Source organism: Streptomyces sp. R21, from assembly GCF_041051975.1.
Lineage (GTDB): Bacteria > Actinomycetota > Actinomycetes > Streptomycetales > Streptomycetaceae > Streptomyces.
Genome location: NZ_CP163435.1, coordinates 3386080 through 3412813, shown reverse-complemented (window position 1 = coordinate 3412813; position 26734 = coordinate 3386080). Strand labels below are relative to the sequence as shown.

Annotated in this window: 24 protein-coding genes; 9 read left to right on the top strand and 15 right to left on the bottom strand. The window is 71.1% G+C overall.

What is annotated here, in order from left to right:
- Positions 1 to 53 precede the first annotated feature (53 nt).
- Both AB5J56_RS15135 and AB5J56_RS15130 read left to right on the top strand, forming a co-directional pair.
- Positions 54 to 428 (top strand): F0F1 ATP synthase subunit epsilon, encoded by a 375-nt coding sequence (locus AB5J56_RS15135; protein ID WP_369233240.1) that lies wholly within the window; start codon positions 54 to 56, stop codon positions 426 to 428.
- Between the two features lie 138 nt (positions 429 to 566).
- Positions 567 to 1013, top strand: coding sequence for a DUF2550 domain-containing protein (locus tag AB5J56_RS15130; RefSeq protein WP_369233239.1), 447 nt, complete (start codon positions 567 to 569; stop codon positions 1011 to 1013).
- Between the two features lie 74 nt (positions 1014 to 1087).
- Here the strand turns inward: AB5J56_RS15130 and AB5J56_RS15125 are convergent, their stop codons facing one another.
- The 6 genes from AB5J56_RS15125 to AB5J56_RS15100 all read right to left on the bottom strand — a co-directional run bounded on the left by AB5J56_RS15125 (position 1088) and on the right by AB5J56_RS15100 (position 7194).
- Positions 1088 to 2917: a glycosyl hydrolase family 18 protein gene (locus AB5J56_RS15125; RefSeq protein WP_369233238.1), complete on the bottom strand. Its 1830-nt coding sequence runs from the start codon at positions 2915 to 2917 to the stop codon at positions 1088 to 1090.
- 157 nt (positions 2918 to 3074) lie between these two features.
- Positions 3075 to 3716: a response regulator gene (locus AB5J56_RS15120; protein ID WP_369233237.1), complete on the bottom strand. Its 642-nt coding sequence runs from the start codon at positions 3714 to 3716 to the stop codon at positions 3075 to 3077.
- Positions 3713 to 4885, bottom strand: coding sequence for a sensor histidine kinase (locus AB5J56_RS15115; RefSeq protein WP_369233236.1), 1173 nt, complete (start codon positions 4883 to 4885; stop codon positions 3713 to 3715). The genes AB5J56_RS15120 and AB5J56_RS15115 overlap by 4 nt, the downstream gene beginning before the upstream one ends.
- Before the next feature lie 149 nt (positions 4886 to 5034).
- Positions 5035 to 5607: a cob(I)yrinic acid a,c-diamide adenosyltransferase gene (locus AB5J56_RS15110; RefSeq protein WP_369233235.1), complete on the bottom strand. Its 573-nt coding sequence runs from the start codon at positions 5605 to 5607 to the stop codon at positions 5035 to 5037.
- A gap of 13 nt (positions 5608 to 5620) precedes the next feature.
- Positions 5621 to 6370 carry an ABC transporter permease gene (locus AB5J56_RS15105; RefSeq protein ID WP_369233234.1) on the bottom strand — a complete coding sequence of 250 codons (750 nt, stop codon included), beginning with the start codon at positions 6368 to 6370 and terminating at the stop codon, positions 5621 to 5623.
- Positions 6371 to 6411: 41 nt separating this feature from the next.
- Complete coding sequence (locus AB5J56_RS15100) at positions 6412 to 7194, bottom strand: ABC transporter ATP-binding protein (RefSeq protein WP_369233233.1); 783 nt, start codon at positions 7192 to 7194, stop codon at positions 6412 to 6414.
- 99 nt (positions 7195 to 7293) lie between these two features.
- Between AB5J56_RS15100 and AB5J56_RS15095 the strand changes: the two genes are divergently transcribed.
- From AB5J56_RS15095 to AB5J56_RS15080, 4 genes are all read left to right on the top strand, one after another.
- Positions 7294 to 7935: a TetR/AcrR family transcriptional regulator gene (locus AB5J56_RS15095; protein WP_369233232.1), complete on the top strand. Its 642-nt coding sequence runs from the start codon at positions 7294 to 7296 to the stop codon at positions 7933 to 7935.
- A gap of 125 nt (positions 7936 to 8060) precedes the next feature.
- Positions 8061 to 8909, top strand: a complete 849-nt coding sequence (locus AB5J56_RS15090) for a 3-hydroxyacyl-CoA dehydrogenase family protein (RefSeq protein WP_369233231.1) — start codon at positions 8061 to 8063, stop codon at positions 8907 to 8909.
- 165 nt (positions 8910 to 9074) lie between these two features.
- Positions 9075 to 9398, top strand: coding sequence for an STAS domain-containing protein (locus AB5J56_RS15085; RefSeq protein WP_369233230.1), 324 nt, complete (start codon positions 9075 to 9077; stop codon positions 9396 to 9398).
- 277 nt (positions 9399 to 9675) lie between these two features.
- Positions 9676 to 12276, top strand: coding sequence for an ATP-binding protein (locus AB5J56_RS15080; RefSeq protein ID WP_369233229.1), 2601 nt, complete (start codon positions 9676 to 9678; stop codon positions 12274 to 12276).
- Positions 12277 to 12360: 84 nt separating this feature from the next.
- Here AB5J56_RS15080 and nucS read toward each other — a convergent pair whose 3' ends face one another.
- Positions 12361 to 13032, bottom strand: coding sequence for an endonuclease NucS (gene nucS, locus AB5J56_RS15075; protein WP_369233228.1), 672 nt, complete (start codon positions 13030 to 13032; stop codon positions 12361 to 12363).
- Between the two features lie 289 nt (positions 13033 to 13321).
- On the opposite strand from nucS, the gene AB5J56_RS15070 reads away from it, so the two are divergent.
- Complete coding sequence (locus tag AB5J56_RS15070; RefSeq protein ID WP_356138898.1) at positions 13322 to 13714, top strand: SCO5389 family protein; 393 nt, start codon at positions 13322 to 13324, stop codon at positions 13712 to 13714.
- Between the two features lie 118 nt (positions 13715 to 13832).
- Here the strand turns inward: AB5J56_RS15070 and AB5J56_RS15065 are convergent, their stop codons facing one another.
- On the bottom strand, positions 13833 to 14861 hold the full coding sequence (locus AB5J56_RS15065) for an LLM class flavin-dependent oxidoreductase (RefSeq protein ID WP_369233227.1): 1029 nt from the start codon (positions 14859 to 14861) through the stop codon (positions 13833 to 13835).
- Between the two features lie 220 nt (positions 14862 to 15081).
- Between AB5J56_RS15065 and AB5J56_RS15060 the strand changes: the two genes are divergently transcribed.
- Positions 15082 to 15417 (top strand): ATP/GTP-binding protein, encoded by a 336-nt coding sequence (locus AB5J56_RS15060; protein WP_369233226.1) that lies wholly within the window; start codon positions 15082 to 15084, stop codon positions 15415 to 15417.
- Positions 15418 to 15433: 16 nt separating this feature from the next.
- On the opposite strand, the gene AB5J56_RS15055 is transcribed toward AB5J56_RS15060, so the two are convergent.
- From AB5J56_RS15055 to AB5J56_RS15045, 3 genes are all read right to left on the bottom strand, one after another.
- Positions 15434 to 16282, bottom strand: a complete 849-nt coding sequence (locus tag AB5J56_RS15055; protein ID WP_369233225.1) for an ABC transporter permease — start codon at positions 16280 to 16282, stop codon at positions 15434 to 15436.
- Positions 16279 to 17538 (bottom strand): ABC transporter ATP-binding protein, encoded by a 1260-nt coding sequence (locus tag AB5J56_RS15050; RefSeq protein ID WP_369233224.1) that lies wholly within the window; start codon positions 17536 to 17538, stop codon positions 16279 to 16281. The genes AB5J56_RS15055 and AB5J56_RS15050 overlap by 4 nt, the downstream gene beginning before the upstream one ends.
- A 196-nt stretch (positions 17539 to 17734) precedes the next feature.
- The gene (locus AB5J56_RS15045) at positions 17735 to 18625 is read right to left on the bottom strand and encodes a hypothetical protein (RefSeq protein WP_369233223.1); all 891 of its coding nucleotides are present in this window, start codon (positions 18623 to 18625) and stop codon (positions 17735 to 17737) included.
- Positions 18626 to 18797: 172 nt separating this feature from the next.
- Here AB5J56_RS15045 and AB5J56_RS15040 point away from each other — a divergent pair, with 172 nt between their 5' ends.
- Positions 18798 to 19793 (top strand): hypothetical protein, encoded by a 996-nt coding sequence (locus tag AB5J56_RS15040; RefSeq protein ID WP_369233222.1) that lies wholly within the window; start codon positions 18798 to 18800, stop codon positions 19791 to 19793.
- Here AB5J56_RS15040 and AB5J56_RS15035 read toward each other — a convergent pair.
- The 4 genes from AB5J56_RS15035 to scy all read right to left on the bottom strand — a co-directional run bounded on the left by AB5J56_RS15035 (position 19774) and on the right by scy (position 26594).
- Positions 19774 to 20544: an ABC transporter permease gene (locus tag AB5J56_RS15035; protein ID WP_369233221.1), complete on the bottom strand. Its 771-nt coding sequence runs from the start codon at positions 20542 to 20544 to the stop codon at positions 19774 to 19776. The genes AB5J56_RS15040 and AB5J56_RS15035 overlap by 20 nt on opposite strands.
- A 2-nt stretch (positions 20545 to 20546) precedes the next feature.
- Positions 20547 to 21521: an ABC transporter ATP-binding protein gene (locus AB5J56_RS15030; protein WP_369233220.1), complete on the bottom strand. Its 975-nt coding sequence runs from the start codon at positions 21519 to 21521 to the stop codon at positions 20547 to 20549.
- A 105-nt stretch (positions 21522 to 21626) separates the two neighbouring features.
- Positions 21627 to 22562, bottom strand: coding sequence for a cellulose-binding protein (locus tag AB5J56_RS15025; protein WP_362501162.1), 936 nt, complete (start codon positions 22560 to 22562; stop codon positions 21627 to 21629).
- Between the two features lie 183 nt (positions 22563 to 22745).
- On the bottom strand, positions 22746 to 26594 hold the full coding sequence (gene scy / locus AB5J56_RS15020; protein WP_369233219.1) for a polarized growth protein Scy: 3849 nt from the start codon (positions 26592 to 26594) through the stop codon (positions 22746 to 22748).
- Between the last annotated feature and the right edge of the window lie 140 nt (positions 26595 to 26734).

Sequence of the window (26734 nt, the reverse complement as noted above, 5' to 3'; positions counted from 1 at the left end):
ACTTTGACCCAACACCCGGCGGTATCGCCGGGTGGTGACCCGAGGAGCCCACCTTGGCTGCTGAGCTGCACGTCGAGCTCGTCGCCGCGGACCGCAGTGTCTGGTCCGGCGAGGCCACCCTGGTCGTCGCGCGTACCGCGTCCGGCGACATCGGCGTCATGCCCGGTCACCAGCCGCTGCTCGGTGTGCTGGAGTCGGGCCCGGTGACCATCCGTACGAGCGATGGGGGGACGGTCGTCGCCGCAGTGCACGGCGGTTTCATCTCGTTCGCTGACAACAAGCTGTCGCTGCTGGCCGAGATCGCCGAGCTGTCGGACGAGATCGATGTCCAGCGCGTGGAGCGGGAGCTCGAGCGCGCGAAGGCGGAGGGCGATGCCTCCGCCGAGCGTCGCGCGGACGTCCGCCTGCGTGCGGTGGCGGCGCGCTGAACCCAGCGCGCACGGAATGACGTGACTCAGCCGCGGCCGGGACTGGAGATATCCAGACCGGGCCGCGGCTGAGGCGATGCGGGTGCTTTTTTCCGTTTCATTACCTGCTTTACCTAGGAGACGAGGAGGTCGGTGTCGATGGTCCTCGCTCTGACTGTGTGCGGGTTGGTAGTGGCGTTCGTCGTGGTGGGGCTGTTCGTCTTCGGCCTCCGCCGCCGGCTGATCCAGCGCTCGGGCGGAACCTTCGACTGCAGCCTGCGCTGGGACGTCCCCAAGGACGGCGACACCAACGGCAAGGGCTGGGGCTACGGAGTGGCCCGCTACAACGGCGACCGCATCGAGTGGTACCGAGTCTTCTCCTACGCCCCCCGCCCGCGCCGCGTCCTGGAACGCTCGGCGATCGAGGTGGCGGGCCGCCGCGCCCCCGAGGGCGAGGAGGAGCTGGCGCTGCTCTCCGACGCGAACGTCCTGGTCTGTCTCCACCGGGGCACGCGCCTCGAACTGGCGATGAGCGAAGACGCGCTGACCGGTTTCCTCGCGTGGCTGGAAGCAGCCCCGCCCGGACAGCGAGTGAATGTGGCGTAGCCACATTCACTCGCTGGGTGGGGGTCCCCCCGGACGAAGTCTGGGGGAGCGTCAATGTTGCTTAGCGAGCTGTTTTACGACAGGCCGCTGTTGATCGCGCTCACCAGCTCGCCATTGCTGGTGTCACCGCTGAACTCCCAGAAGAACGCGCCGCCCAGACCCTGGCTCTTGGCCCAGCTCATCTTGGTGCCGATGGTGGCCGGGGTGTCGTAGCTCCACCAGTTGCTGCCGCAGTGCGCGTAGGCCGTGCCGGCGATCGTGCCGGTGGCGGGGCAGGACGTCTTGAGGACCTTGTAGTCCTCGATGCCCTGCTCATAGGTGCCGGCCGCCGGACCCGTGGCCGTGCCGCCCGGTGCGTCCTGAGTGACGCCGGTCCAGCCGCGGCCGTAGAAACCGATGCCGATCAGCAGCTTCTTCGCGGGGACGCCCTTCGCCTTGTACTTGGCGATCGCGTCGGCCGTGGTGAATCCGGCCTTCGGGATGCCGCTGTAGGAGGTGAGCGGGGAGTGCGGGGCGGTCGGGCCCTGTGCGTCCCAGGCGCCGAAGAAGTCGTACGTCATCACGTTGTACCAGTCGACGTACTGCGCCGCGCCCGCGTAGTCGGCCGCGTCGATCTTGCCGCCGGAGGAGCCGTCGGCGGTGACGGCCGAGGTGACCAGGTTGCTCGTGCCGAACTTGGCGCGCAGGGCCCCCATCAGGTTCTTGTAGGCCGCGGCGCCGCTGGTGTCGCAGGACAGGCCGCAGGCGTTCGGGTACTCCCAGTCGATGTCGATGCCGTCGAAGACGTCGGCCCAGCGCGGGTCCTCCACCAGGTCGTAGCAGGACTGTGCGAAGGCCGCCGGGTTGGCCGCGGCCTCGCCGAAGCCGCCGGACCAGGTCCAGCCGCCGAAGGACCAGATCACCTTGAGGTTCGGGTACTTGGCCTTCAGCTCGCGCAGCTGGTTGAAGTTGCCGCGCAGCGGCTGGTCCCAGGTGTCGGCGACGCCGCTGACCGACTGGTCGGCGGTGAACGCCTTGTCGTAGTCGGCGTAGGAGTCGCCGATCGCGCACTTGCCGCCGGTGACGTTGCCGAAGGCGTAGTTGATGTGCGTGATCTTCGCGGCCGAGCCGGACGTCACCAGGTTCTTGACGTTGTAGTTGCGTCCGTAGATGCCCCACTCGGTGAAGTAGCCGAGCTTGACGTTGTTGCCGCCGGTGGGCGGCGGGTCCGTGGTGCCGCCGGTGGTGTGCACGGCGACCGAGCCGCTCACCGGACCGGTCTGGTCGGCGGTGTCACGGGCCTGCACGGTGTACGAGTAGTCGGTGCCGGCGGTCAGACCGGTGTCCGTGTACGACGTCGAGGTCACGGTGGCGACCTTGGTGCCGCCGCGCAGGATGTCGTAGTTCTTGACGCCCTTGTCGTCGGTGGCCGCGGTCCAGCTGAGCTTCACCGAGGTGTCGGTGATGGAGGACGCGGTCGGAGTGCCCGGCGCGGAGGGGGCGCTGTCGCCGGGGACGGTGGCGCCGCCGTCACAACTGCCGCCGTTCAGCTTGCAGTTGGAGGGAGAGCCGGAGCCCGCGCCGTTGAAGCCGAAGGAGAGGGAGGCGCCGGGGGCGAGGGTGCCGTTGTAGGACTTGTTCTTGGCGGTCCAGTGGGTGCCGGAGGACGTGACGTCCGCGTCCCAGGCCGAGGTGACGGACGTACCGGAGGGGAAGTCCCACTCGACCGTCCAGGAACTGATGCTCGCGGTACCGGTGTTCTTGACGGTCCACTTGCCCTCGAAGCCGGTGCCCCAGTCCTGGGTCTTGGCGTACGTGGCGGTGGCTTCGGTGGCGGCGTGGGCGGGGCTCGCGAGGCCGACCAGGGCGGCGAGCGGGAGCAGGAGGGTGCTGAACCCTGCCACGGCTCTGTGTCTGAAGCGCATGCTGCGCCTCCTTATGTTTTTGTCTTCTGGCGGGGGTGACCAAAGCGGGTGACCAAAGCGCAGTGCGTGCCGCGAGAATAGAAAGGTCCAGACCATAGGTCAATAGGTCTGGACCACTGCTCTCGCGTGCCCGCTCATGCCTCCGCTCGCGCGTCCCTCAGACGCCCAACTCCTGCGCCAGTACCGCCGCTTGGACCCGGCTGCGCAGCTCCAGCTTTCCCAGCAGGCGGCTGACGTGCGTCTTCACCGTCGCCTCAGCCATGTCGAGCCGTCCCGCGATCTCCGCGTTGGACAGCCCCTCCCCGAGGCAGGACAGCACCTCTCGCTCGCGCCGGGTCAGCGCGTCCAGGACGGCCGGATCGGCGGTCGGTTCGCGCACGGGCCGCGCCGCGAACTCGGCGATCAGCCGCCGGGTGACGGCCGGGGCGATCAGCCCCTCGCCGTGCGCGACCGTGCGCACCGCGGCGATCAGGTCCTTCGCCTCGGTGTTCTTGAGCAGGAACCCCGAAGCGCCCGCGCGCAGCGCCCCGAAGACGTACGCGTCGAGGTCGAAGGTGGTGAGCACCAGCACGTCCGCGAGCCGTTCGGCGACGACCTGCCGGGTGGCGGACACCCCGTCGAGGCGCGGCATCTGGATGTCCATCAGGACGAGATCCGGCCGCAGTTCACGGGCGAGCGCCACCGCCTGCACGCCGTCCGCCGCCTCCCCGACCACTTCGATGTCGGGCACGCTGCCCAGGATGAGGACGAGCCCGGCGCGTACGGCGGACTGGTCCTCGGCGACGAGCACGCGGATCACGCGGCTGCTCCTTCGGTCAGGGGGAGGGTGGCTCGTACGGCCCAGAGCGCGCCGTCGCGACCGGCGGCGAAGGTGCCGCCGAGCAGGGCGGCACGCTCCCGCATGCCGACCAGACCGGCGCCGGACCCGGGGGCGCGTGGGGCGCCCCGGTGGCCGTACGGGCTGGTGACGCGGACGTCGAGCACGCTCTCCCGCTGGGCGAGGGCGACCGTGACGCGGCCCGGCCCGGCGTGTTTGAGGGCATTGGTCAGGGATTCCTGGACGATCCGGTAGGCGGCGAGTTCGACGGGGGCGGGAACCTGGCCGTGATCGGTGTCGAGGTGTACGTCGAGGCCGTTGGCGCGGGCGCCGTCGACCAGGGTCGCGAGACCGTCCAGGGTCGGGGTCGCGGCCGGTTCGCGGTCGCCGCTCCCGTCGCGCAGGATCCCGATCAGCCGCCGCATCTCGGCGAGCCCGTCGACGCTGTTCTCGCGGATGACGGCGAGGGCGTCCCTGGACGTCTTCGGGTCGTCGATCGACAGCGCGGCCGTGGAGTGGATGGCGATCGCGGACAGGTGGTTGGCGACCATGTCGTGCAACTCCCTGGCCATCCGGGCGCGTTCGGCGGCCACGGCCTGGGTGCGGTCCATCTCGGCGAGGAGCGCGGTCTGCTCGGCGCGCAACCGCTCGGCGGCCGCGGTGTCGCGGTGGTTGCGCACGATCCAGCCGGTGGCGGCGGGGGTGAAGGTCACCAGGCCGGTGAACGCCCCGATCAGCAGACCCTCCGGCTTCTGCCACGCCGCTACGGGCCAGACGGTCGCGATCACCGTGATGAGACCGGTGATCCAGGGGATGCGCCGGGCGGCCCCGGCCGAGCCGTACAGCACGGCCGCGTACACCAGGTCGGTGAACATCACGACGGTGGCCAGGCTGCCGCGGGTCAGCTGATCGGCGGTCAGGGTGAGGGTGCCGATGATCAGGGCGGTCCGCGGCCGGGTGCGGCGCAGCAGCTCGCAGCCGGCCATCACGACCAGCGGGACGAGCACCGCCCAGCCCGCGTCGACGAGGGAGATCGGGTCGTCCGGCGTACGGCTGTAGAGCCCCACGCCCCACAGCACGAGCCCGCCGAGCAGTCCGCCGAGCGCGATGCGTACGTCGTCGCGGTGCGGGCGGGGGAGTCGGGCGGCCATGGCTCCATCCAACACGGCGTACACCCCACCCGCCTGATCCGGGAGAACGGTCCCGGAGTGCATCTTTCGATGTACCGCGACCTCGGTATTGGCGACGACGCGGGCGACCGGGCCCGCCGCGAGGCCGGAAACCCGAAGCGGGCCCCGCCTCAGCGCTCCCCGCCCGGGACCCACAGCACGTCCCCGACTTCCTTGTTGGCCGTACGGGCAAGGATGAACAGCAGGTCGGACAGGCGGTTGAGGTAGGTGGCTGTCAGCGGGTTCATCGCCTCGCCGTGTGCGTCCAGGGCCGCCCACGTCGAGCGCTCCGCGCGCCGTACGACCGTGCACGCCTGGTGCAGCAGGGCCGCGCCGGTGGTGCCGCCGGGCAGGATGAAGGAGCGGAGCTTCTCCAGCTGCTCGTTGAAGCGGTCGCAGTCCGCCTCCAGCTTGTCGATGTAGAACTGCTCCACGCGCAGCGGCGGGTACTCGGGGTTCTCCACGACCGGGGTCGACAGGTCCGCGCCCACGTCGAACAGGTCGTTCTGCACGCGGGTGAGGACCTTGACGACCTCCTCGTCGAGCCCGCCGAGCGCGACCGCGGTGCCGATCACGGCGTTCGCCTCGTTGGCGTCGGCGTACGCCGAGATCCGCAGATCGGTCTTGGCGACCCGGCTCATGTCCCCGAGGGCGGTGGTGCCCTGGTCGCCGGTCCTGGTGTAGATGCGCGTCAGATTGACCATGCGACCAGCGTAGTTACGCTCCGGCCCTGCGGAACACACGTGTGCCCACTGTCACGGCGAGTCCCGCGAGAGAGGCGGCGACCAGGACGCCGTACAGCATCGACGCCGTCGCGTAGTGGCCGACGTACGCGTCCCGCATCGCGTCGACCAGATAGCGGAACGGCATGAAGTGCGAGAGGACGTCCAGCCAGCCGGGGCCGAGTGCCATCGGGAGCATCAGGCCCGACAGGAGCATCGACGGCATGGTCAGGGCGTTGACGGCGGGGCCGAACTCCTGCGGCGTACGGACCTTCATGGCCAGCGCGTACGACAGTGAGGCGAGCGAGACCGTCAGCAGGCCGACGAAGGCGAAGCCGATGAGGACGCCGGCCAGCGGCGCGCGCAGGCCCATCGCCAGCGCGGCCAGGACCAGCAGCACCGACTGGAAGACGAAGACCGAGGCGTCGCGCAGGACACGCCCGAGCAACAGGGCCAGCCGGCTCACGGGGGTGACCCGCATCCGCTCGAACACACCCTGGTTCTGCTCCATGATCAGCGTGAAGCCCGCGAACGACGCCCCGAACAGGCCGAGTTGGAGCAGCAGTCCGGGCACGAGCAGTTGCCAGGAGCTGCCCTGCGAGCCGAGCGGCAGGTCGGTCAGCAGCGGGCCGAAGAAGAGCAGGTACAGCAGCGGCATCAGCACGCCGAAGAGCATCGCGAAGCGGGAGCGCAGGGTCTGGCGGGCGTAGCGCCCGAAGATCAGCGCGGTGTCGTGAAGAAGCATCTCGTGGGGGTTCCTCTACGGCTATATGGCTAGGGGTACGGCTATACGGCTACGGGAGTGGAGTCGGCCGGCGACGGGCCGCGGCCGGTGATCGCGAGGAACGTGTCCTGGAGCGTCGCGTCGATGGAGCCGCCGTGCGCCAGCTTCAGCGCGCTCGGTGTGCCCTCGGCGACCACGACACCGCGGTCGACGATGACGAGCCGGTCGGAGAGCGCGTCGGCCTCGTCGAGGTAGTGCGTGGTGAGGAAGACCGTCGTGCCGTGCTCGGTGCGCAGCCGGCGGACCAGGTCCCAGAGGTCGGCGCGGCTCGCCGGGTCCAGGCCGGTCGTCGGCTCGTCGAGGAAGAGCACCTGGGGGCCGTGTGTCAGGCCCATCGCGATGTCGAGGCGGCGCCGTTGGCCGCCGGAGAGCGCGGACGTCCGGCGGTCGAGCAGCTCGGTGAGGCCCAGATCGTGCGCCAACTCCGCGGCGCGTTCGATCGCCTGGGGCTTCGTCAGGCGGTACAGCCGCCCCTGCGTGACCAGTTCCTCGCGGACGCTCACGCTCGGGTCGACGCCGCCGGACTGCGCCACATAGCCGCAGGCGCGCCGTACCCCGGCCGGATCGCGGACCAGGTCGCAGCCCGCGACGGTGGCCGCGCCGCCGGTCGGCGCGAGCAGCGTGGTGAGCATCCGGAGGGTGGTGGTCTTGCCCGCCCCGTTCGGGCCGAGGAAGCCGAGGATCTCGCCCGGGCGGACGGTCAGGTCGATGCCGCGTACCGCCTCCACGGGGCCGCGTCCGGTCTGGAAGGTACGGGCCAGTCCGGCCGTACTGATGATTGCCATGCGCTCCAGAAAAACAGAGACGCTGAAAAATTGCAATGACACCAAAAGTTTGGGTATCACCAATATTTCAGCAAGTCCAGCGAAGCTACGATGGACCGCATGGCAGAGGGGCTCAGGGAGCGGAAGAAGCGGCAGACCCGGCAGTACATCTCGGATGTGGCCACGGGACTGTTCCTGGAACGCGGCTTCGACGCGGTGACGATCGCCGAGATCGCCGAGGCGGCCGACGTCTCCGTCAACACCGTCTACAACTACTTCCCCGCCAAGGAGGACCTCTTCCTCGACCGCTCCAGGGGCGTCATCGACCGCCTCGCCCGGTGGGTGCGAGGCCGCGCCAAGGGCGAGTCGGCAGCCGCCGCCGTGCTGCGCGAGATCCGTGAGGAGGCCGAGGCGGTCTCGCCCCGGATCGGACTGATGGAGGGCTACGCCCGCTTCATGCACGTCATCCACGAAGCACCCGCGCTCCGCTCCCGGCTGTGGGCCATCGGTCAGGAGGTCGTGGACAACCTGGAGGAGGCGCTGCGCGAGGAGACCGGCGCCCCCGCCGACGACCCGATGCCCACGCTGATCGCCGGCCAGATCAACTGGGTCCACCAGACCGTCATGGCCACCATCGGACGCGAGATGATGGCCGGCCGCGAACCGGGAGAAGTGTCGCGCGAGGTGCTTGTGCTCCTCGACGACATGGAGGGGCTGCTGAGCGAGAAGGTCCTCAACTACGCGGTGCGGGACGCGGGGTGAGCCATCCGGTGTGATGTCCGTCAGTTGAGACGTGACGCGCATTACTTACCGGTCACACAGCACCTCACGAGCGCTAGTGTCCGCCCGAGAGGCAGTCATCAGCAGAGCGTCAGGGGAGTCGCACAGTGGCACGGAAGCTCGCCGTCATCGGGGCCGGACTCATGGGGTCCGGAATTGCCCAGGTATCCGCCCAGGCGGGCTGGGACGTCGTTCTGCGCGATGTCACCGACGAAGCGCTGAACCGCGGCCTCGACGGCATCAAGGCCTCGTACGACAAGTTCGTGAGCAAGGGCAAGCTCGAAGGCGCCGACGCGGACGCCGCTCTCGCGCGCATCACCGCCACGACCGACCTGGACGCGGCCGCCGACGCCGACATCGTCGTCGAGGCCGTCTTCGAGAAGCTCGAGGTCAAGCACGAGATCTTCCGGGCGCTCGACAAGATCGTCCGCGAGGACGCCGTACTCGCCTCCAACACCTCCGCCATCCCGATCACCAAGATCGCGGCGGCCACCGAGCGCCCCGAGCGGGTCGTCGGCGTGCACTTCTTCTCGCCGGTCCCGATGATGCAGCTCGTCGAGCTGGTCCGCGGCTACAAGACCAGCGACGAAGCCCTCGCCACCGCCCGGGAGTTCGCCGAGTCCGTCGGCAAGACCTGCATCGTGGTGAACAGGGACGTGGCGGGGTTCGTCACCACCCGCCTCATCTCGGCGCTGGTCGTCGAGGCGACGAAGCTGTACGAGTCGGGCGTGGCGAGCGCCGAGGACATCGACCTCGCCTGCAAGCTGGGCTTCGGCCACGCGATGGGACCGCTGGCCACGGCGGACCTGACCGGCGTCGACATCCTGCTGCACGCCACGAGCAACATCTACACCGAGACCCAGGACGAGAAGTTCGCCCCGCCGGAGCTGATGCGCCGGATGGTGGACGCCGGTGACATCGGCCGCAAGAGCGGGCAGGGCTTCTACAAGCACTGAAACCGCACGGTCCCCGGAGGCATCACCCCTCGGGGTGAATTGGGTATCGGTTCGCTTACAGACGGCAACCTCTGAGGGTCTCGGACAGTCAGAGGTTGCATCAACCGGATCAGTCGGTTCAGGCAGACGAACGCGGAGTAAGAGACGCACTCTCGGGGAGCGCATATGTACATCAGGGGCGACCACGTCGAGCTGGTCGTCGGGGGCCGCCTCGACGTCCGCAGCGCGGCGGACGCCCGTACGGTCCTGCACACGGCCGTCGACGACGGAGCCGGCGACCTGGTGCTCGACCTGTCCGAGCTGGACTCCTGGGACGCCACCGGCCTCGGTGTGATCATGGGGGCCCACCGGCGGGCCGGGCGGTGCGGCCGACGGCTCGTGCTGCGCGACGTACCGCCGCAGATGCAGCGCCTGTTGGTCGCCACCCGGCTGCACCGGATCCTGGCGATCGAGGGCGGCATCGGCGTGGAGTCACTGCCCCGGGTGTGAGCCGAGGGCCGGGGGAGACCCTGGTGACCTGGGGGTGAACGGCGCTGCGCGCACAATCCTCACGAAGCTGTGACGTCTCGGACGGCGCGGTACCCCGGCCTGTCGGAGATACTGTGCGAAGGTTTAGGGTTCGGCTGCCCGCCGCCCGACAACCCTTGAGCGGGCACCGGACCAGAAGCGACAGCGCAGTGTGCAGCAAGGCCGGGAGGGGCCACAGCCCTGCCGCCGGACGCCCGGCGACAGGATCCGCACGCGACGCTTTTGGGGGGCTAGGAACATGGACCCGAACAACCGGGGACCCGAAGAGTACGGCCATGACGACGACGGCCAGGCGCCTCGCTCGCGTCCGCCGCGGGAAAACCTGACATCCGACTTCGGCCAGCACACACCGGCACTCGCCCGCACCGTCCAGCTCGTCTCGGGCGACTTCCTGCTGACCGTCAACCCCGTCGACGGCAGCGAGATCGAGGTCTGCCCGCCGGGTGAGCGGCCCCCGCGGCCGGTCAAACACAGCGCCGCCGAACGCACCGAGCTGGGCCGCGCGACCCAGCCGCCCGTACCGCCGGGCGTGCCGGCACCCCGACTGCCGCTCCTGGACCGCCAGGACGAGCGCGAGCGGCTCGTACGCCTTCTCGCGCGCGGCCGTTCCGTACGGCTGACCGGGCCCGCCGGCTCCGGCCGCACGGTGCTCCTGGACGCCGTCGCCGACGACTGCGCGGACCTCGCGCCCGACGGTGTCGTACGCCTGTCCGGGTACCGGCGCACCGCGAACGACCTGCTGCACGACCTCTTCGCCGCCGTCTACAACGCGCCGCTGTACCGCCCGGAACGGGACGAACTGCTCCAGCTCGTCCACGAGATCGGCGCGGTCGTCGTCCTCGACGACATCGAGTTCGGCGGCGCCGCGCTCGACGAGCTGCTCGACGCGACCCCCGAGTGCGCCTTCCTGATCGCCGCCACGCCCGACGTTCCCGCGCCGTCCACCGACTCGCTCCTCGAAGAGGTCTTCCTCGGCGGGCTCGACCGCAGCGGCGGCCTGGAGCTCCTGGAGCGCGCCGTCGGACGCGTGCTCACCGAGGACGAGTCGAACTGGGCGGGCGACCTCTGGTTCGAGTCCGAGGGGCTCCCGCTGCGCTTCGTGCAGGCCGGGGCGCTGCTGCGGCAGCGCGACCAGATGCGCGCCGACCCGAGCGCCTTCGACGAGTTCGGGTACGTCGGGGACGCGCCCGTCGGCCCGTCGACCATCGACACCTCCATAGGCACGGCCACCGAGGGGCCCGTCGACGCGCCCTTCGACGCCGAGGACGAGATACCGCTGCCCTCGCTCGCCGAGGGCGCCGCTCCCGCCTCGCTGCTGGCGTCCCGGCTCAGCGAGTCGGCGCGCGCCACCCTGCGGTTCGCGGTCGCCCTGGGCGGAGAGGTGCCCCACCAGGCGCACCTGCCCGCGCTGGTCGGCGACACCCACGCGGACGCCGCCCTCGCCGAACTCGCGAGCTGCGCGCTGGTCTCGCCGGTCGGCTCCCGCTACCGGCTCGCCGCCGGTGTGCAGGCCCAGCTGGAGGCCGCCGGATACACGGACGACGTCGAGGACCGCGCGCTCACCGCCGCCCGGCACTACACCTGGTGGGCCGGACACCCGTCGGTCACCCCGGAGCGGGTCTGCGCCGAGGCGGACGCCGTCCTCGCCGCGCTCGGCGTCCTGGTGCCGCTCACCACCGCCCCGCTGGACGGCGAGGAGGAGAGCCCCTCCGTCGCGCTGGCCCGCACGGCCGCGCCCGCTTTCGCCGCGGGCCTGAACTGGAGTGCCTGGGAACGCTCGCTGCGCTCCGGCGCCGAGGCGTCCCGGCTCGCCGGCGAGGTCCACGACCAGGCCTACTTCCACCACGAACTGGGCGTCCTCGCGCTCTGCGGCGGCCAGCTGGACCGGGCCCGCGCCGAGCTGGAGGCCTCCATCGGGCTGCGCGGCGCCCTCGCCGACAAGCGCGGCACCGTCGCCGGCCGCCGCGCCCTCGCGCTGGTCACCGACCGCTCCGGCACCGTCGCCCTGCCCGGCGCACGCACCGCGGCGGGCGAGGAGATGCCCGACGCGCGCCACGAGGAGTCGGCGTCGCCCCCGGGTGGCGTTCCGGCCGCATTCGGCGGACCCGCGCCGTTCACGCTCGCCGAACCGCCCGCCGCCCCCGCGACGCTGGTCACGAACCGCTCCGAGCCGGGCCCCGCGCCGCGGCGCTCGGGCATCGGGGGCCGGCTGGTCAGCGGCACCCGGCGCAACCTGGCGGCAGCCGGCGCGGGCGCCCTCCTGGTCGCCGTGCTCGGCACGGTGGTGGGGCTCGGCATGACCTCCAACAACGACGACAACCCGTCCGACAAGGTCGGCGTCAACCCGTCGGCCAGCCAGGGCGCCGACGACGACAGCCTGGGCGCGGACAAGCCGAAGAAGGACAGCGACGGGGGCGGCGGTGGGGGCGCGTCGAGCACGCCCACCGACCCGGGCCCCGACGGCACGTACGGCACCTCCGACGACCCGACGCCCACGAAGAGCGCGGAGCCTTCGGACGACCCGAGCGGGACCAAGAGCCCGAGCGGTACGACGAAGCCGCCGAGCACGTCCAAGCCGCCGACGACGACGAAGCCGCCGACCACGCCGCCGCCGAGTACGACGAGGCCGCCGACCACTCCGCCGCCCACGACCACTCCGCCGCCCACCACGACGCCACCGACCACTCCGCCGGCGTCGTCGGGCACACCGTCGACGTCGGACTCCGCGAGCGGCCCCGCGTCGAGCAGCCCGGCGAGCAGCTCGGCCAGTGCGCCGCAGAGCAGCTCCGCGCCCGCGTCGCAGAGCGGTTCCGGGTCGCCCAGCGGCTCGGTGATCTGACACCACAGCAGGAACGAGAGGGCCGGGTCCGATGACGGACCCGGCCCTCTCGTTCTGTGCTCTGCCTGCGCTCTGCCGTAGAGGTCAGAACAGCCGCAGCTTGTCGTCCTCGATGCCGCGCAGGGCGTCGTAGTCCAGGACCGTGCAGCCGATACCGCGGTCGGTGGCCAGGACGCGGGCCTGCGGCTTGATCTCCTGGGCGGCGAAGATGCCGCGGACCGGCGCGAGGTGCGGGTCGCGGTTCAACAGCTCCAGGTAGCGCGTGAGTTGCTCGACGCCGTCGATCTCGCCGCGCCGCTTGATCTCGATGGCGACGGTCTGGCCCTCGCCGTCGCGGCACAGGATGTCGACGGGGCCGATCGCCGTCATGTACTCGCGGCGGATGAGCGAGTAGCCCTCGCCGAGCGTCTCGATGCGGTCGGCGAGCAGTTCCTGAAGGTGTGCTTCCACGCCGTCCTTGATCAGGCCGGGGTCCACACCGAGTTCGTGCGAGGAGTCGTGGAGGATCTCCTCCATCGTGATGATGAGCTTCTCGCCCGCCTTGTTGATGACGGTCCAGACGCCTTCATCGTCGCCGGATCCCTCCTTCAGCGTGCAGGGCGGCGACATCCAGTTCAGGGGCTTGTAGGCCCGGTCGTCCGCGTGGATGGAGACGCTGCCGTCCGCCTTCACGAGGATGAGGCGGGGGGCCGACGGGAGGTGGGCGGTGAGCCGGCCCGCGTAGTCCACGGAGCATCGGGCAATGACGAGACGCATGGTCGGCAACGCTATCCGACGCGCGGTGGTGCACGCGATTCGCCCACCTCAGAGCCTGCTCCGGGGCCTGTCGTCGTTTGGCACATGCTGGTGGCAACTCCCGTTCGGTATTGGCTGATTGTGTGCCTACGACGGCCCTGCTCTGCGTGCATTCTCCTGGTGCCGTCACCGTCTGTTGCTTACCGTATAAACGGGAGGTGGCGATGCGTGTACGCAGAGTGTTCGGCATCGCGAACTTCCCTCATCTGTCCGGCAACCCCCGAGATCTGGGGGTGCGAGAGGAGAACCCATGTCGCTCGACGTCTCACCGGCCCTACTGGAAAAGGCCGAGCGAGGCGAGGTCGACGAAGCGGAATTCGTCGACTGCGTCCGGACCTCCCTGCCCTACGCGTGGGAGATGATCAGCTCCCTGGTGGCCCAGCTGAAGGTCGACGGCGGTGCGTTCGCCGACAACCAGACGCCTCCGCCGGACGAGCAGGCACGTGGCCAGCTGCTGCGTGCGCTCGCGAGTGACGCGATACGCGGCGCGCTTCAGCGGCACTTCGGTGTGCGGCTGGCCTTCCAGAACTGCCACAGGGTGGCGGTGTTCCCACTGGAAGCCTCAGTGGACGACACGCTGGCACGCTTCACCTCGGTGCGCAGTCAACTGCTGAACCAGTCCCCGGAGTTCCGGGACTGCTGACGCAGGGACGCTGCACGGCTTGCCGCTCCGTACGCGGGAGGTGCATCTGTACTGGGCGGCAAGTCCCCGCACCGCAGGCCGGTATCGCTGCGGGCGGGCCTGTCCTGGGCCGAGGGTGTCACCCGAGGTGGGGGAGCACCTCGGCACCCAGCCGCCGTACGTTCTCCTCCGTCGCCGCGAGGTCTCCCGAGCCCTCCACCAGCAGGGCGAAGCGTGAGATGCCGGTCCGTTCCGAGGTCGCCGCGAGCCGGTCGGCGCACAGCCGCGGCGTCCCCACCGGGTGGAGCCCGCAGAGCAGTTCGGTGTACGCCACCGGGTCCCGCATCGCGCGGGCGCGGCCGTCGATCGTCACATGGGCGTCCAGCCCCTGCTTCAGCCAGCCGGGCATCGCCTTGACGAGCGTCTCGCACGCGTCGGTGCGGCGGTCCGCGATCTGGCAGACGCCGGCGGAGACATGGGCGGCGCCGAAGATCTCGTCCGCCGGACGCCCGGCCGCGCGCGCGTGCTGCCGCCACAGGGCGACCATTTCGGCCTTCTCCTCGTCCCCCACATGCATCCCGAGGAGCATCGGCAGCCCGCGCTCGGCCGCGAGCCGGACGCTTGCCGGCGACGTGCAGGCGACGACGACCTCGGGTCCGTCGCCGGCGCCGAGCGCCTCCGACGGCCGGGGCACGACGGGCACTTCACGGAAGGCGAACCGCTCTCCCGCGGCCGCCACGGACGGTTCGCGCAGCCAGCGCACCAGCAGATCGAGTGATTCCGGGAACCCCTTCTCGTACGCCTTCAATCCCGCGCCGAAGACCTCCAGGTCGACCCACGGGCCGCCGCGGCCCACACCCAGCGAGAAGCGCCCGCCGGACGTCATGTGCAGCAACGCGGCCTGCTCGCCGAGTGCCACCGGGTGCACGGTGGGCAGCACGCTGACCGCCGTACCGACGTGGATCCGGCGGGTGCGGCCCAGCAGTAACGCCGCGAGGGTGATCGCCGACGGGCAGGTCCCGTACGGCACGAAGTGGTGCTCGGCCAGCCAGACCGAGTCGAGACCGGCCTCCTCCGCCACCTCGGCCGACCGCACCGCGCGGTGCAGCGCCTCCCCCTGGCCCTGTCCCGGGAACTGGGCCGCCAGAACAAAACTTCCTACGCGCATTGCACTCCTGCCTCCTTGGCGCCGACACGGAGCTCCCCCACCCGGCATAACCGTGTGACACGTGCCGAGGACACGGCTTGGCGGGAAGATTGGCGGATTGTCTGGAGAATGGGTGGGCGCGTGGGCGTTCTGTGGGGGTTCGTGGAGTACGCCTACCCCGGCCCGTGCCGCGTAGGCTGGACGTGGCCCCTGCCCCCTGTATAGCTCCGTGAGGTGTCCTGTGTCCCCGCGTCGCAACCGTTCCAAGGATGCCGGTGCTTCCTCCGGCCGAGGCGCGGACGAGGAGCCCTCCGGGCGCTACGGTGGCTGGCAGTCCACGGAGAGCTGGCAGGGCGAGGAGTGGAGCGTGCGCCATGTGGCGGGCGCGAGCGCCCAGGGCAAGACCTACCGCTGCCCCGGCTGCGACCAGATGATCCCCTCCGGCGTCCCGCATGTCGTCGCCTGGCCGGAGCACTCGGGTGTCGACGAGCGCCGCCACTGGCACAAGGCGTGCTGGAACGCGAAGGACCGCCGCACCTCGAGGGTGCAGCGGTCCCGTAACGCGCCCAGGTTCTGAGCCTGTTGGGCGGGCGTCACACGTCGCGGCGCTCCAGCAGCAGGAAGGCGCCGACGATCGCCGCAGCCGTCACCCCGGCGAGCAGGCCGAGCTGGGCGCCCCCGTGGGCGCTCTCGCTGTCCAACTGGAAGATCTTGGCGAGGGCGTTGGGAGCGTTGTACTCCTGCATCTTCTCGCCGAACGTGCGCATGCTGTCCGACATCATCAGGAACGCCGGCATGATCGCGGGGACCAGGACGACACCGAGCATCGTGGTGATCGCGCCCGCCGAGTGACGCAGCATCGAGCCCACCGCGAGCGCGAGGACACCGAGCAGCGAGACGTACAGCGCGCCCATGAGGACCGTGCCGCCCCACGGCTCGGCCCCGGGGCTGCTGTGCATCCCCGAGGTCATCAGGCCGACCAGGCCGATCGAGAAGGCCGACACCGAGAACGCCACGCCGAAGAAGATGATCAGCTTCGCGGCGAGCACCCGGTAGCGCTGCGGCGAGGCCGTGAACGTCGTACGGATCATGCCTGTGCCGTACTCGGACGAGACCACCAGCACGCCCAGCGTGATCAGGCAGATCTGACCGAGCATCAGCCCGAAGAAGGCCGGGATGGTGTACGGCACGTCGGAGAAGTCCTCGTCCTGGGTCTGCGCGGCGACCAGGAAGCCGATGCCGACGACCAGGAGCAGGAAGATGCCGAGCGTCCACATCGTGGAGCGCACCGACTTGATCTTCGTCCACTCGGAGTTCAGCGCGTGACCCAGATGCGTGCGCGTGACCGGGATCGGCGAGGTGTACGAGGCGCCGGGCGCCGCCTGCCACTGAGGGGCACCGGGCGCGGTCTGCTGCGGCATCGGGGGCTGGGGCGTGCTCATCGGGCGTCCTCGGGCTTGGTCAGGTCGGCGGCGGGGGCGGCAGCGGGTGCCACGGGCGGCTGTGCGGGGGCCTGGGCCGCGGCCTGGGCGTACGGGTTGGCGTCCGGAGCGCCCGCGCCCGCGGGAGCGCCGTACGGACCCGGCTGGCCCGGCTGGGGCGCGGCCGGGGCGCCGTACGCGCCTGCGGGCTGCTGCGCCTGCGGCATCGCGAACGGCTGCCCGCCCTGCTGGGGTCCCGGCGGGGCGTACCAGCCGGACTGGCCCTGGCCCGGTACCGGCATCTGCGGCTGCGGCATCGCGCCGGGCGGCAGCTGCTGCTGGAGCCCGGCCTTCTGGTCGATGGTCGAGCGGTAGTCGACGGCGCCCTGCGTCATCCGCATGTACGCCTCCTCCAGCGAGGCCTGGTGCGGCGACAGCTCCCACAGGCGTACGTCGGAGGAGTGCGCCAAATCGCTGATTTGGGGCAGCGGCAGCCCGGTGACGCGCAGCGCGCCGTCCTGCTCGGGCAGCACCTGGCCGCCCGCCTCGGTGAGCGCGGCGGTGAGCTTCTCGCGCTGCTGCGGGTCGGTCTCCGGGGTGCGGACCCGGGCGAAGTCGGCCGAGTTGTGCGAGATGAAGTCCCTGATGCTCATGTCGGCGAGCATCTGCCCGCGGCCGATCACGATCAGGTGGTCGGCGGTCAGCGCCATCTCGCTCATCAGGTGCGAGGAGACGAAGACCGTGCGGCCCTCGGCCGCGAGGGACTTCATCAGGTTGCGGACCCAGAGGATGCCCTCGGGGTCGAGGCCGTTGACCGGCTCGTCGAAGAGCAGCACCTGCGGGTCGCCGAGCAGCGCGGCGGCGATGCCGAGCCGTTGGCCCATGCCGAGCGAGAAGCCCTTGGAGCGCTTTCTGGCCACGTCCTGGAGACCGACGACGCCCAGCACCTCGTCCACCCGGCGGGCCGGGATGCCGGAGAGCTGCGCGAGGCAGAGCAGGTGGTTGCGGGCGTGCCGGCCGCCGTGCACGGCCTTGGCGTCGAGGAGCGCGCCGACCTGGCGGGGGGCGTTGGGCAGCTTGCGGTAGGGGAAGCCGCCGATCGTCACCTGCCCGGCGCTCGGGTTGTCCAGGCCGAGGATCATCCGCATCGTCGTCGACTTGCCCGACCCGTTGGGCCCGAGGAATCCGGTGACGGCACCGGGCCGCACCTGGAAGGAAAGGTTGTACACGGCCGTCTTGTCGCCGTAGCGCTTCGTCAGGCCGACTGCCTCGATCATGCTCCGCACCCATCGAAAAGGTCAGGACGTCGGGGCACACGCCCCCGTAAGGGTTAGGAGGATATCGGGGCGCTGACGGTTCCACTCAAGAGGAAGTAAAAGAACGCAGGTCACCTGCACCTTTTGTCAGGTACGTGTCGTGCCTGGTCAGGGGAGGAAGCGGAACCCTCAACCGCCGTACGGAACCCTCGGGAGCTCAGGCGCGGTACGGCAGCGAGCCGTCCAGCGGCTGGAGGTCGTCGTACAGCCGCAGCGCGGCCGCGTCGTCGACGTACGGAAGGAACTCCGTCTGCGGCAGCACCCAGCCCTCCTCGCCGAAGACGAGCGTGCCGCGCTCGCGCAGCTCCCGGTCGGCCCCGGCGCGGCGCACCCAGGCGGCCGGATCGGGACCGAGCAGTTCCCGCAGCCGCGCCGACGAGCCGAGCAGCGCGGCGAGCAGCTCGGACTGGTCCCCGCCGCCGGGCCGCGGCAGGCCGGTGACCGGGTCGGCGAGCACCCCGTGCGCGCTGAAATAGATGTACGCGCCGCCGAGGCGCTCCCCGGACGGCATGGTCATCTCGAACTCGCCGCCCGGGAGTATCGCCCGCCGGTAGTCCGGGAACTCGGTGTCGTCCACCGCCTTGAGCTGCGTCGAATCCAGCCAGGCCACCACGAGCGTGGTCTCGGCGCCCCGATCGACGTACGGCGTCCCCGCCACGTACCCCGCCGGGCTGATGTGCCCCGAGCAGCCGACGCCGATCCCGTGCACGCGCACCGGCACCATCGGCACGGTGGCCGGGATGCCGAGCCGGGTCAGCTTGTGCGCGACCTGACCGGGGGAGGCGTTGGAGCCGACGGCGATGACCGGGTGACGGCGGCCGGTCACGACCTGGCCGAGCTCCGCCAGCGCCTCGTCGAGCCGCTGCTGCTCCTGCTGCTCCTCCACGAACCACTCGCCGAGGCGCAGCGGCCGCACGTCGAGCTGGAGCAGCTCGTCGCCGGTGAGCAGGGCGGGCTCGGGGGTGGGGCGGCCGGGGTAGGTGAGCGGTTGCCGGGCGGGCACGTCGTCCAGGCCCAGCGCCGCGAGGCTTCGGTCCTTCGTCGTCACGGTGACGCCCTTCGAGGGGTGATCGCGCGGTGTCGGCACAGCCTTCCACGCGATGTGTACCCGGGGCGGGGTCCGGGTTCGCCCGCCTGGGCGGGGTTGGCCGGAACGGACACCGGGAATCATGCCGTCCCATTGTACGAGCAGGCATGAACTGGGTTACGGGGAGCGAAAGTTGAGCCGGGTGAGACTGTCGGGGCGGCGCCGTGCGCACCCGCGCTACCGTACGTCAGTTCGCTGGTGGATCGCCGGACGCACGGTCCACGCCCTGCTGCTGATGACGCTCGGCGCGCTGGCCGGGCTCTCCGTCGTCATCGCCGTGGTGTGGACGCTCACCGAGCACTCGGCGCGTTCCATGGCGGAGCGGTTCTCCGCGGGGGAGCGGCTGCTCGACCTCAGCCTCAGCGCGCTGCGCGCCTGCGTCGGCACGGACAACCTGGAGCCCGAGCCGGACAGCACCGCGCACCAGGTGCTCGCCACCGTCTCCTCGGTCACCGGTTCGCTGGTGCCCGCCGTACTGCTGGGCATCGTGCTGATCAAGATGTTCGCGCTCAGGCCGTTCGTCTGGCGGCAGCGGGCCAGCATCTCGCACGCCTGGACGGCGGACTTCCCGAGCTACTCCCGGCGCCACGCGGACAGCGACGACGCGATCATCGCGGTCCGCTTCTACAACCGCTTCGACAACCTCTCGGTCGTCGATCTGCGGGCCCGGGCCCATCTGCGCTACCTGGAGCGTTCGCCGCACGACGGCAGCCTGGTCATCTACAAGCAGTGGCTCAAGGTCCTGGACGCGCAGGGCGAGCCCGCCGACGAGCGGGCCTGGCTCGCGGTCGAGCGCGGGGCGCCCTTCACGGTGTGGATACCGGTCGGGTCGCCCGTGCCGGAGCTGCCGTTCCGGCACATCCAGGGCCACGACCTGGACGGCTCGCAGGGCGTGAAGCTCCTGGTCCGGCTGACGGCGCGGACCGTGGGGCTGGGCACCGAGGTCGCGGACGAGCGCTGGTTCGACCTGGCGGCCGGCGACTTCGAGCTCGGCCGCTTCGTGCCCCTGGAACCCGACCTGGACAAGGACGTCTGGCAGTGGAACGGCTGGACGGGATTCGACGGTCTCATGCCGCCGCCGTCACCGCCTCGGCTGCCGCCCGACGACCCTACGCGTCCCGCTTCTTGAGCAGCGCGTACCCGCCCAGCACCGCCAGGGCCACCCACGCCACCATGATCGCGAGGCCGCCCCAGGGGCCGTAGGGGGTGTCGTCGTCGAGTGGGGTGACGACCTGCATGATCTTGCTGCCCGCCTGGTCGGGCAGGTAACGGCCGATCTTCTTGGTGGCGGAGACGTTGCCGAGGATGTTGGAGACGAGGAAGAAGAACGGCATCAGGATGCCGAGGGAGAGCATCGGGCTGCGCAGCATGGTCGCGACGCCCATCGAGAACACGGCGATGAGGGCCATGTAGAGCCCGCCGCCGATGACCGCGCGCAGGACGCCCGAGTCGCCGATCGACGCCTTGTGGGAGCCGAGCATCGCCTGCCCCAGGAAGAAGCTGACGAAGCTGGTGACGATGCCGACGACGAAGGCGAGCCCGGTCGCCACCGCGATCTTGCCGAAGAGGAACGTGCCGCGCTGAGGGACCGCGGCGAGCGAGGTGCGGATCATGCCGGTGCTGTACTCGTTGGAGACGACGAGCACCCCGAACACGATCATCGCGAGCTGGCCGAGGCTCATGCCGGCGAAGCTGATGAACGTCGGGTCGAAGGAGAGCCGGTCCTTCTCGCTCATGTTCTTGAACTCGTTCTTCGACAGCAGCGAGATCAGCACGCCGAGCGCGACCGTGACCACCGCGGCGAGACCGAGCGTCCAGACCGTGGACGCGACGGAGCGGATCTTCGTCCACTCGGACCTGAGGACCTGCGTCGCCGCCATGGTCAGCCCCTCTTCCAGTCGTCGCCCCAGGCCCCCGGAACCTCCGGGAGGGGCGGGTGTGTCAGGGACGCGTCCGTGTGCGCGTGGTACTCCACCGACTCGGCGGTCAGCTGCATGAACGCCTCCTCCAGGGAGGCCTGTTGGGGGCTGAGCTCGTGCAGCACGATCTGGTGCTGCGCGGCCAGCTCACCGATGTGCTCCGGCTTGCCGCCGTCGACCTCCAGCGTCCCGCTGCCCGACTCCACGACGGTGATCCCGGCGCCGTGCAGCACATCGAGCAGCCGCTCGCGCTGAGGGGTGCGGATCCGGACGAAGGAGCGCGAGTTCTGCTGGATGAAGTCGGCCATGGAGGTGTCGGCGAGCAGCCGGCCCTGGCCGATGACGACGAGATGGTCGGCGGTCAGCGCCATCTCGCTCATCAGGTGCGAGGAGACGAAGACCGTACGGCCCTGGGCGGCGAGGGACTTCATCAGGTTGCGGATCCAGTGGATGCCCTCGGGGTCGAGGCCGTTGACCGGCTCGTCGAACATCAGGATCCGCGGATCGCCGAGCAGCGCGCCCGCGATGCCGAGCCGCTGGCCCATGCCGAGCGAGAACCCCTTGGCCTTCTTCTTCGCGACCGAGGTCAGCCCGACCGTGTCGAGGACCTCGTGCACCCGCTCCCGCGCAATCCCGTTGCTCTGCGCGAGGCACAGCAGATGGTTGAAGGCGCTGCGCCCGCCGTGCATGGCCTTCGCGTCGAGCAGGGCGCCGATGTACGTCAGCGGGTCCTTGAGGCCGTCGTAGTGCTGACCGTCGATCCGTACGTCGCCCGACGTGGGCCGGTCGAGCCCGAGCATCATCCGCATGGTCGTCGACTTCCCGGCGCCGTTGGGCCCGAGGAACCCCGTGACGATGCCGGGTCTGACGGCGAAGGTGAGGTTGTTGACCGCCACCTTCTCGCCGTACCGCTTGGTCAGCCCCTCGAGCTCGATCATGCGGCCACGCTAGAACGGGACGAAGCCCTCTGCCACCGGGGTGGCAGAGGGCTTCGCACTTGTTCAGGCGCTGTACTTCAGGTGTTACCGGGACTGCTGAAGGTGTTACCGGGACTGCTGAGCCGGAACCCCACGGGAGATCGGCTCGTCCTCGGCCGGCGTACCGGCAGCGGCCACCGCGGCGCCCGTGAGCGTCGCGAGCATCTCGCGGACGTTCGTGAGCTGGGCGTTGATCGAGTCGCGACGGTTGGTCAGAGCCGCGAGCTCGCGCTCGGATTCCGAACGGATCCGGTCGGCCTTGGCGTTCGCGTCGGCCACGATGTCCTCGGCCTGGCGCTGCGCCGTCTCCACCGTCTGACGGGCGCGACGCTCGGCGTCCGTGCGCAGCTTCTCGGCCTCCAGGCGGAGCTGCTCCGCGCGGTGCTCGATCTCCGCGAGACGCTTCTCGGCCTTGGCCTGACGCGAGGCCAGGTCGCGCTCGGACTGCTCCCGGCGCTTGGCGAGGTTCGTCTCGAAGTCCGCGGCGGCCTGGGCGGCCTTGGCACGGGTCTCCTCGAAGAGGGCGTCCGCCTCCTCACGCTTGGACTGCGCGTCCTTCTGCGCCTCCTGGCGCAGCTGCGAGGCGTCGCTCTTGGCCTTCTCGACGATCCGGACGCCCTCGTCCTCCGCCTTGGACTTGCGGTCCGCAGCGAACGATTCTGCGTCGTTGCGCACCTGCTGGGCCGCCGACTCGGCGAGCTCACGGTGCTGCTCGGATGCGCGACGGGCCTCCTCGCGCAGGTCCTTCGCCTCCTCCTCGGCGAGGCGGAGGATCTTCTCGACGCGCGCGCCGAGACCCGCGTACGACGGCTCCGCGTCGCTGACCTGGGCCTGGGCGTTCTGCGTTTCGAGGTGGAGCTCCTCGATGCGCTTTTCCAGAGCAGTGATACGAGCCAGAGCGCTGTCACGGTCGGAGACGAGCTTCGAAATGCGTTCGTCCACCTGAGCGCGGTCGTACCCACGCCGCACAAGCTCGAAGCCGTAGGGGGAAGTGTCGCTCATGGGGTTCCTGTCGAATGAGACCGGTGAGGTGATAGAGGGAATCCTAGGGGCCAAAGCGGCGTGTCATCGAGCGTATGCGTGTTTGATCTGGAGAATGACACTCCTTTTGGGTGGCTGGCTGTCGGAGCGCTTGCCAGAGCCCGTGTCATACGTCCCTGGCAAGCACGCGATGGCTGTACCTGGCTAGCCCTCTGACGCCTTGCCACCCGAACGAGTTGCGCCCGCGGCAGCACCCGCCTTGACGCCTCCGTCCTTTCCGCCGGACGGGGCCTCAAAAGACTCCAACGCTTCCAGGACGTCCTGGACACGGGAGATCTCGGCTTGGATGTCCTCGCGGCGGCGGACCAGCACCTCCAGATCCCGCCGGCCCTCCTCGACCGCGGCCTTGGCCTCCTGGATCGCCTCGGACCTGATCTTCTCGGCCTCGGAGACGAGCGAACTCTTCTTCTGCTCGGCCTCCTTGAGAAGGCCCTCGGCCTTCCGGACGGCGGCGATGCGCACCTTGCTCGCCTCGGAGTTGGCCTCCGAGATCAGGTCCTTCGCCTTCGCCTCGGCCTCGGCGAGCTGGTCCTCGGCGGCCTTCACCAGCGCGTCGCAGCGCTCGCCCGCGGACTTCATCGTCTCGGCGGACTCGCGGCGGGCCCGCTCGTGCAGCTCCTCGATCTCCGTCGTGATGCGGTCGCGCAGCTCCTCCGCGCGCTCCCTTATCGCGGTCGCGTCCCGGCGCGCGCCGACCAGCAGCTCGTCGGCGTCCGTACGGGCCCGCTCCACCCGCGTGTTGCCCTCGACCGTCGCCTCGGCGACCAGCCGCTCCGCCTCGTTGCGCGCCGCGCCCACCATCGTGTCCGCCTGCGCCTCGGCGTCCGCGGTCGTCTTGAGGGCGGCCTGCTGCGCCTCGGAGGTCAGCTTGTCGGCCTCGACCGCCGTCTCCGAGATGAGCTTGTCGACCTGCTCGGCCGCCTCGGAGCGCCGCTTGTTGGCCTCCTGGCGCGCCTCGTCGAGCGTCCGCTCCGCCTCCTCGCGCGCGGACGACGTGACCCGCTCGGCCTCCGCCGCGGCCCCCGACTTCACGCGCTCGGCCTCCGTACGGATCCGCTCGGCGTGCTGCTGCGCGGAGCCGACCGTCTCGGCGGCCTCGGCGCGCAGCCGCTCCGCGTCCCCGGTCGCGTCCGAGATGAGCTGCTCGGCCTTCGCGACGGACTCGGCCCGCACCCGCTCGGCCTCCGCGGCCGTCTCGGTCGTCAGCCGCTCCGCCTCGGAGCGCGCCTCGGTGATCAGCGTGTCCGCCTGCGTCGCCGCGTCCGAACGGATCCGGTTCGCGTCCTCACGGGCGTCCGCGCGGGTGCGCGAGGCGTCCTGCTCGGCGTTCGCGATCGAGTCCGACGCCTCCGTGCGCGCCCGCTGGGCGTACTCGGCGGCGTCCGAACGCAGCCGCTCGGACTCGGCGATCGCGTCCGAAACCGTGCGCTCCGCAAGGGCCTTGGCGGCCTCCGACTCGGCGGCCGCCTCGCGCCGGACGCGGCCCGCGTCCTCGGTGGCCCGCTCCCGCTCCGCGTACGCGTCGGCGCGGACCCGGTCCGCCTCCGACTGCGCCTCGGTCCGGGTGCGCTCCGCCACGTGCTCGGCGGCGCTGCGCAGCCCAGCGATCTCCTCCTGCGCCTGCTCGTGCAGCCCGGCGACCGCGTCCCGCACCTGCTGCGCGGTCTGCTCGGCGCTGGTGACCATCTCGGTCGCCCGCCGGTCGGCCTCCTCGACCAGCCGTACGGCCTCGGCCTGTGCCTCCTCGACACGCGTGCGCGCCGACGCGAGGAGCTCCTCGCTCTGCTCGCGGGCCCGCTCACGCTCCTGGTCGGCGTCCTGACGCGCCGAACCGAGCAGCTCCTCGGCCTCACGGCGGCGCCGGGTGGCCTCCTCCTGCGCGGCAGCCAGCGTCTCGGCGCCCTCGGTCGCCAGGCGCTCGGCCGCGGCCTGCGCCTCGGCCCGTACCCGGTCGGCGGAGTCCTGGGCCTCCGACTTCAGCCGCTCGGCCTCCGCCGCGGCCTCCGAACGCAGCCGTACGGCGATGTTCTCGCCCTCGGCCCGCGACGCGGACGCGTCCGCCGCGGCCTCGTTGCGCAGCCGCTCGGCCTCCGCCTCGGCCTGCGCCTGCAGCGCCCTGATCCGCTCGGCGGACTCCGTGCGCAGCCGGTCGCTCTCCTCGGCGGCCTCGCGGCGGATCCGCTCGGCCTGCGCGCGCGCGTCCGTCAGCGCCTGCTCGGCGGCGGCGAGCCGCTCCTCGGCCTCCGTGTGCAGCCGGGTCAGCTCGTCGGCGGCCTCCGCCTGCCGGGCCGCTATGGCGCGCTCGGTCTCCTCGCGCAGCCCCTCGGCGGCCCGCTCGGCGTCCGCCTTGATGCCCTCGGCCTGCTCGACGATCTCGGCGCGGTGCCGCTCCGCCTCGCTGCGGGTGCGCTCCAGCGTGTCCTCGGCCTGCCGGCGCAGCGTCGTGGCGCGCTCGATGGCCTCGGTGCGGACCTTCTCGCTGTCGGCCGTCGCCGTCGTACGCAGCTCGTCGGCGTCCGCCTTGGCCTTCGCCAGCAGCTCCTCGGCGGTCCTGGCCGCCTCCTCGATCTGCTGTACGGCCTCACGGCGGGCCTCGGAGCGGATGCGCTCGCCCTCGGCGACCGCGTCGGCCCGCAGCTGCTCGGCGTCGCCGCGCAGCCGGCGCGCCTCCTCCTGCAGCTCGACCGTCTTGGCGCGGTACTCCTTGGTGTCGTCCTTCGCCGTGCCCTTGAGCTGCTCGGCGATGTCGTGCGCCTCGGCGCGCAGCCGGTCCGCCTCGGCCTCGGCCTCGGTGCGGATCCGCTCCGCCTCCTCGGCCGCCGCCTTGGTGGTCGTCTTGGCGTCCTCGGAGGCCTTGTTGAGCACGTCCTCGGCGGTACGGGCCGCCTTGGCGAGCTGGGACGCGGTCTCCTCGGCGGTGAGATTGCGGGCCTTCTCCGCCGCCTCCGCGGTGATCTTCTCGGCCTCGGCGCGAGCGTCCGCGACGACCTGCTCGGCCTCGGACTTGGTGGTCTCGGCCTCCTTGGTGGCCTCGCTGACCAGCCGGGCGACCTGCTCCTTCGCCGTACGTGTGCGCGTCTCGTTCGCGGCCTCGGCGCTCGCCAGGGCCTTGGCCGCGGCCTCCTTCGCCTCGGCGAGGACCTTCTCCGATTCCGTCCGCGCCTCGCGCAGCGCCGACTCGGCCGCGGTCATCCGCTGCTCGGCGGCCCGGCTCAGCTCGGTGGCCTGGCGGCGGGCGCTGTCCGACTCCGTCGCCGTGGAGGAGCGCAGCTGCTCGGCGTGGTCGGTGGCCTCCTGGGCCTGCGTGGACGCCGCGTTCAGCAGCCGCTCCGCGTCCGTACGGGCCCGGCGCAGCAGCGCCTCGGCCTCCGCGCGGGCCGCCTCCGCGTCGTTCGTCAGCCGCTGCCTGGCCTCCGCGGCGACCCGCTCGGCCTCCGCGCGGGCGGCCGCCAGCGCCTGGTCGGCCTCGGCGCGCGACTCCTCCAGGAGCCGGCGGGCCTGCGACTCGGTGCGGGCGCGCAGCTGCTCGGCCCACGCCACGTTCTCGTTGACATGCGACTCGACGGTCTGCCGGCGCTCGGCCAGCTCCTGGTCGAGCTGCTGACGGCGGGTGACCGCCTCCTGGTGCAGCTCCGCCTGAAGCCGCGCGGCCTGCTCGGCGTGCTCCTGGAGGATGCGCTGCGTCTGCGAGCGGGCCTGGCTCAGCTCGCGCTCGGCGTCGGCGCGCAGCTGGTCGGCCTGGATCTGGGCATTACGGAGCAGCTGCTCGGCCTGATAGCCGATGTCGCCGCCGTCGTAGGCAGGCCGGGTCGCCAGAGTGCGGCGCGCCTCGTGCAGCTTGGCGCGCAGCACCTCGACCTGATAGCCGAGGTCCTCGGCGTGCTGGACGGCCTTCTCCCGCTCGGTCTTCAGCCGCTCCATCTCGGCCTCGAACCGAGAGAGGTGGTCGACGTCAGCCGACGGCTCTCGCTCCTGGCGTTCGTAGCCCCGCACTGCGCGGTCCCATCCGTCCCCTGGTCGCAAGTCTCTCCAAACGAGCTCCGTCCATCCGCCGAACGGGGCCCCCGGGGAATGGTGTCAGATCAACGGCGGAGCACGGGCAGCTGCCCCGATGCTGATCCCGCCCGTTCCCC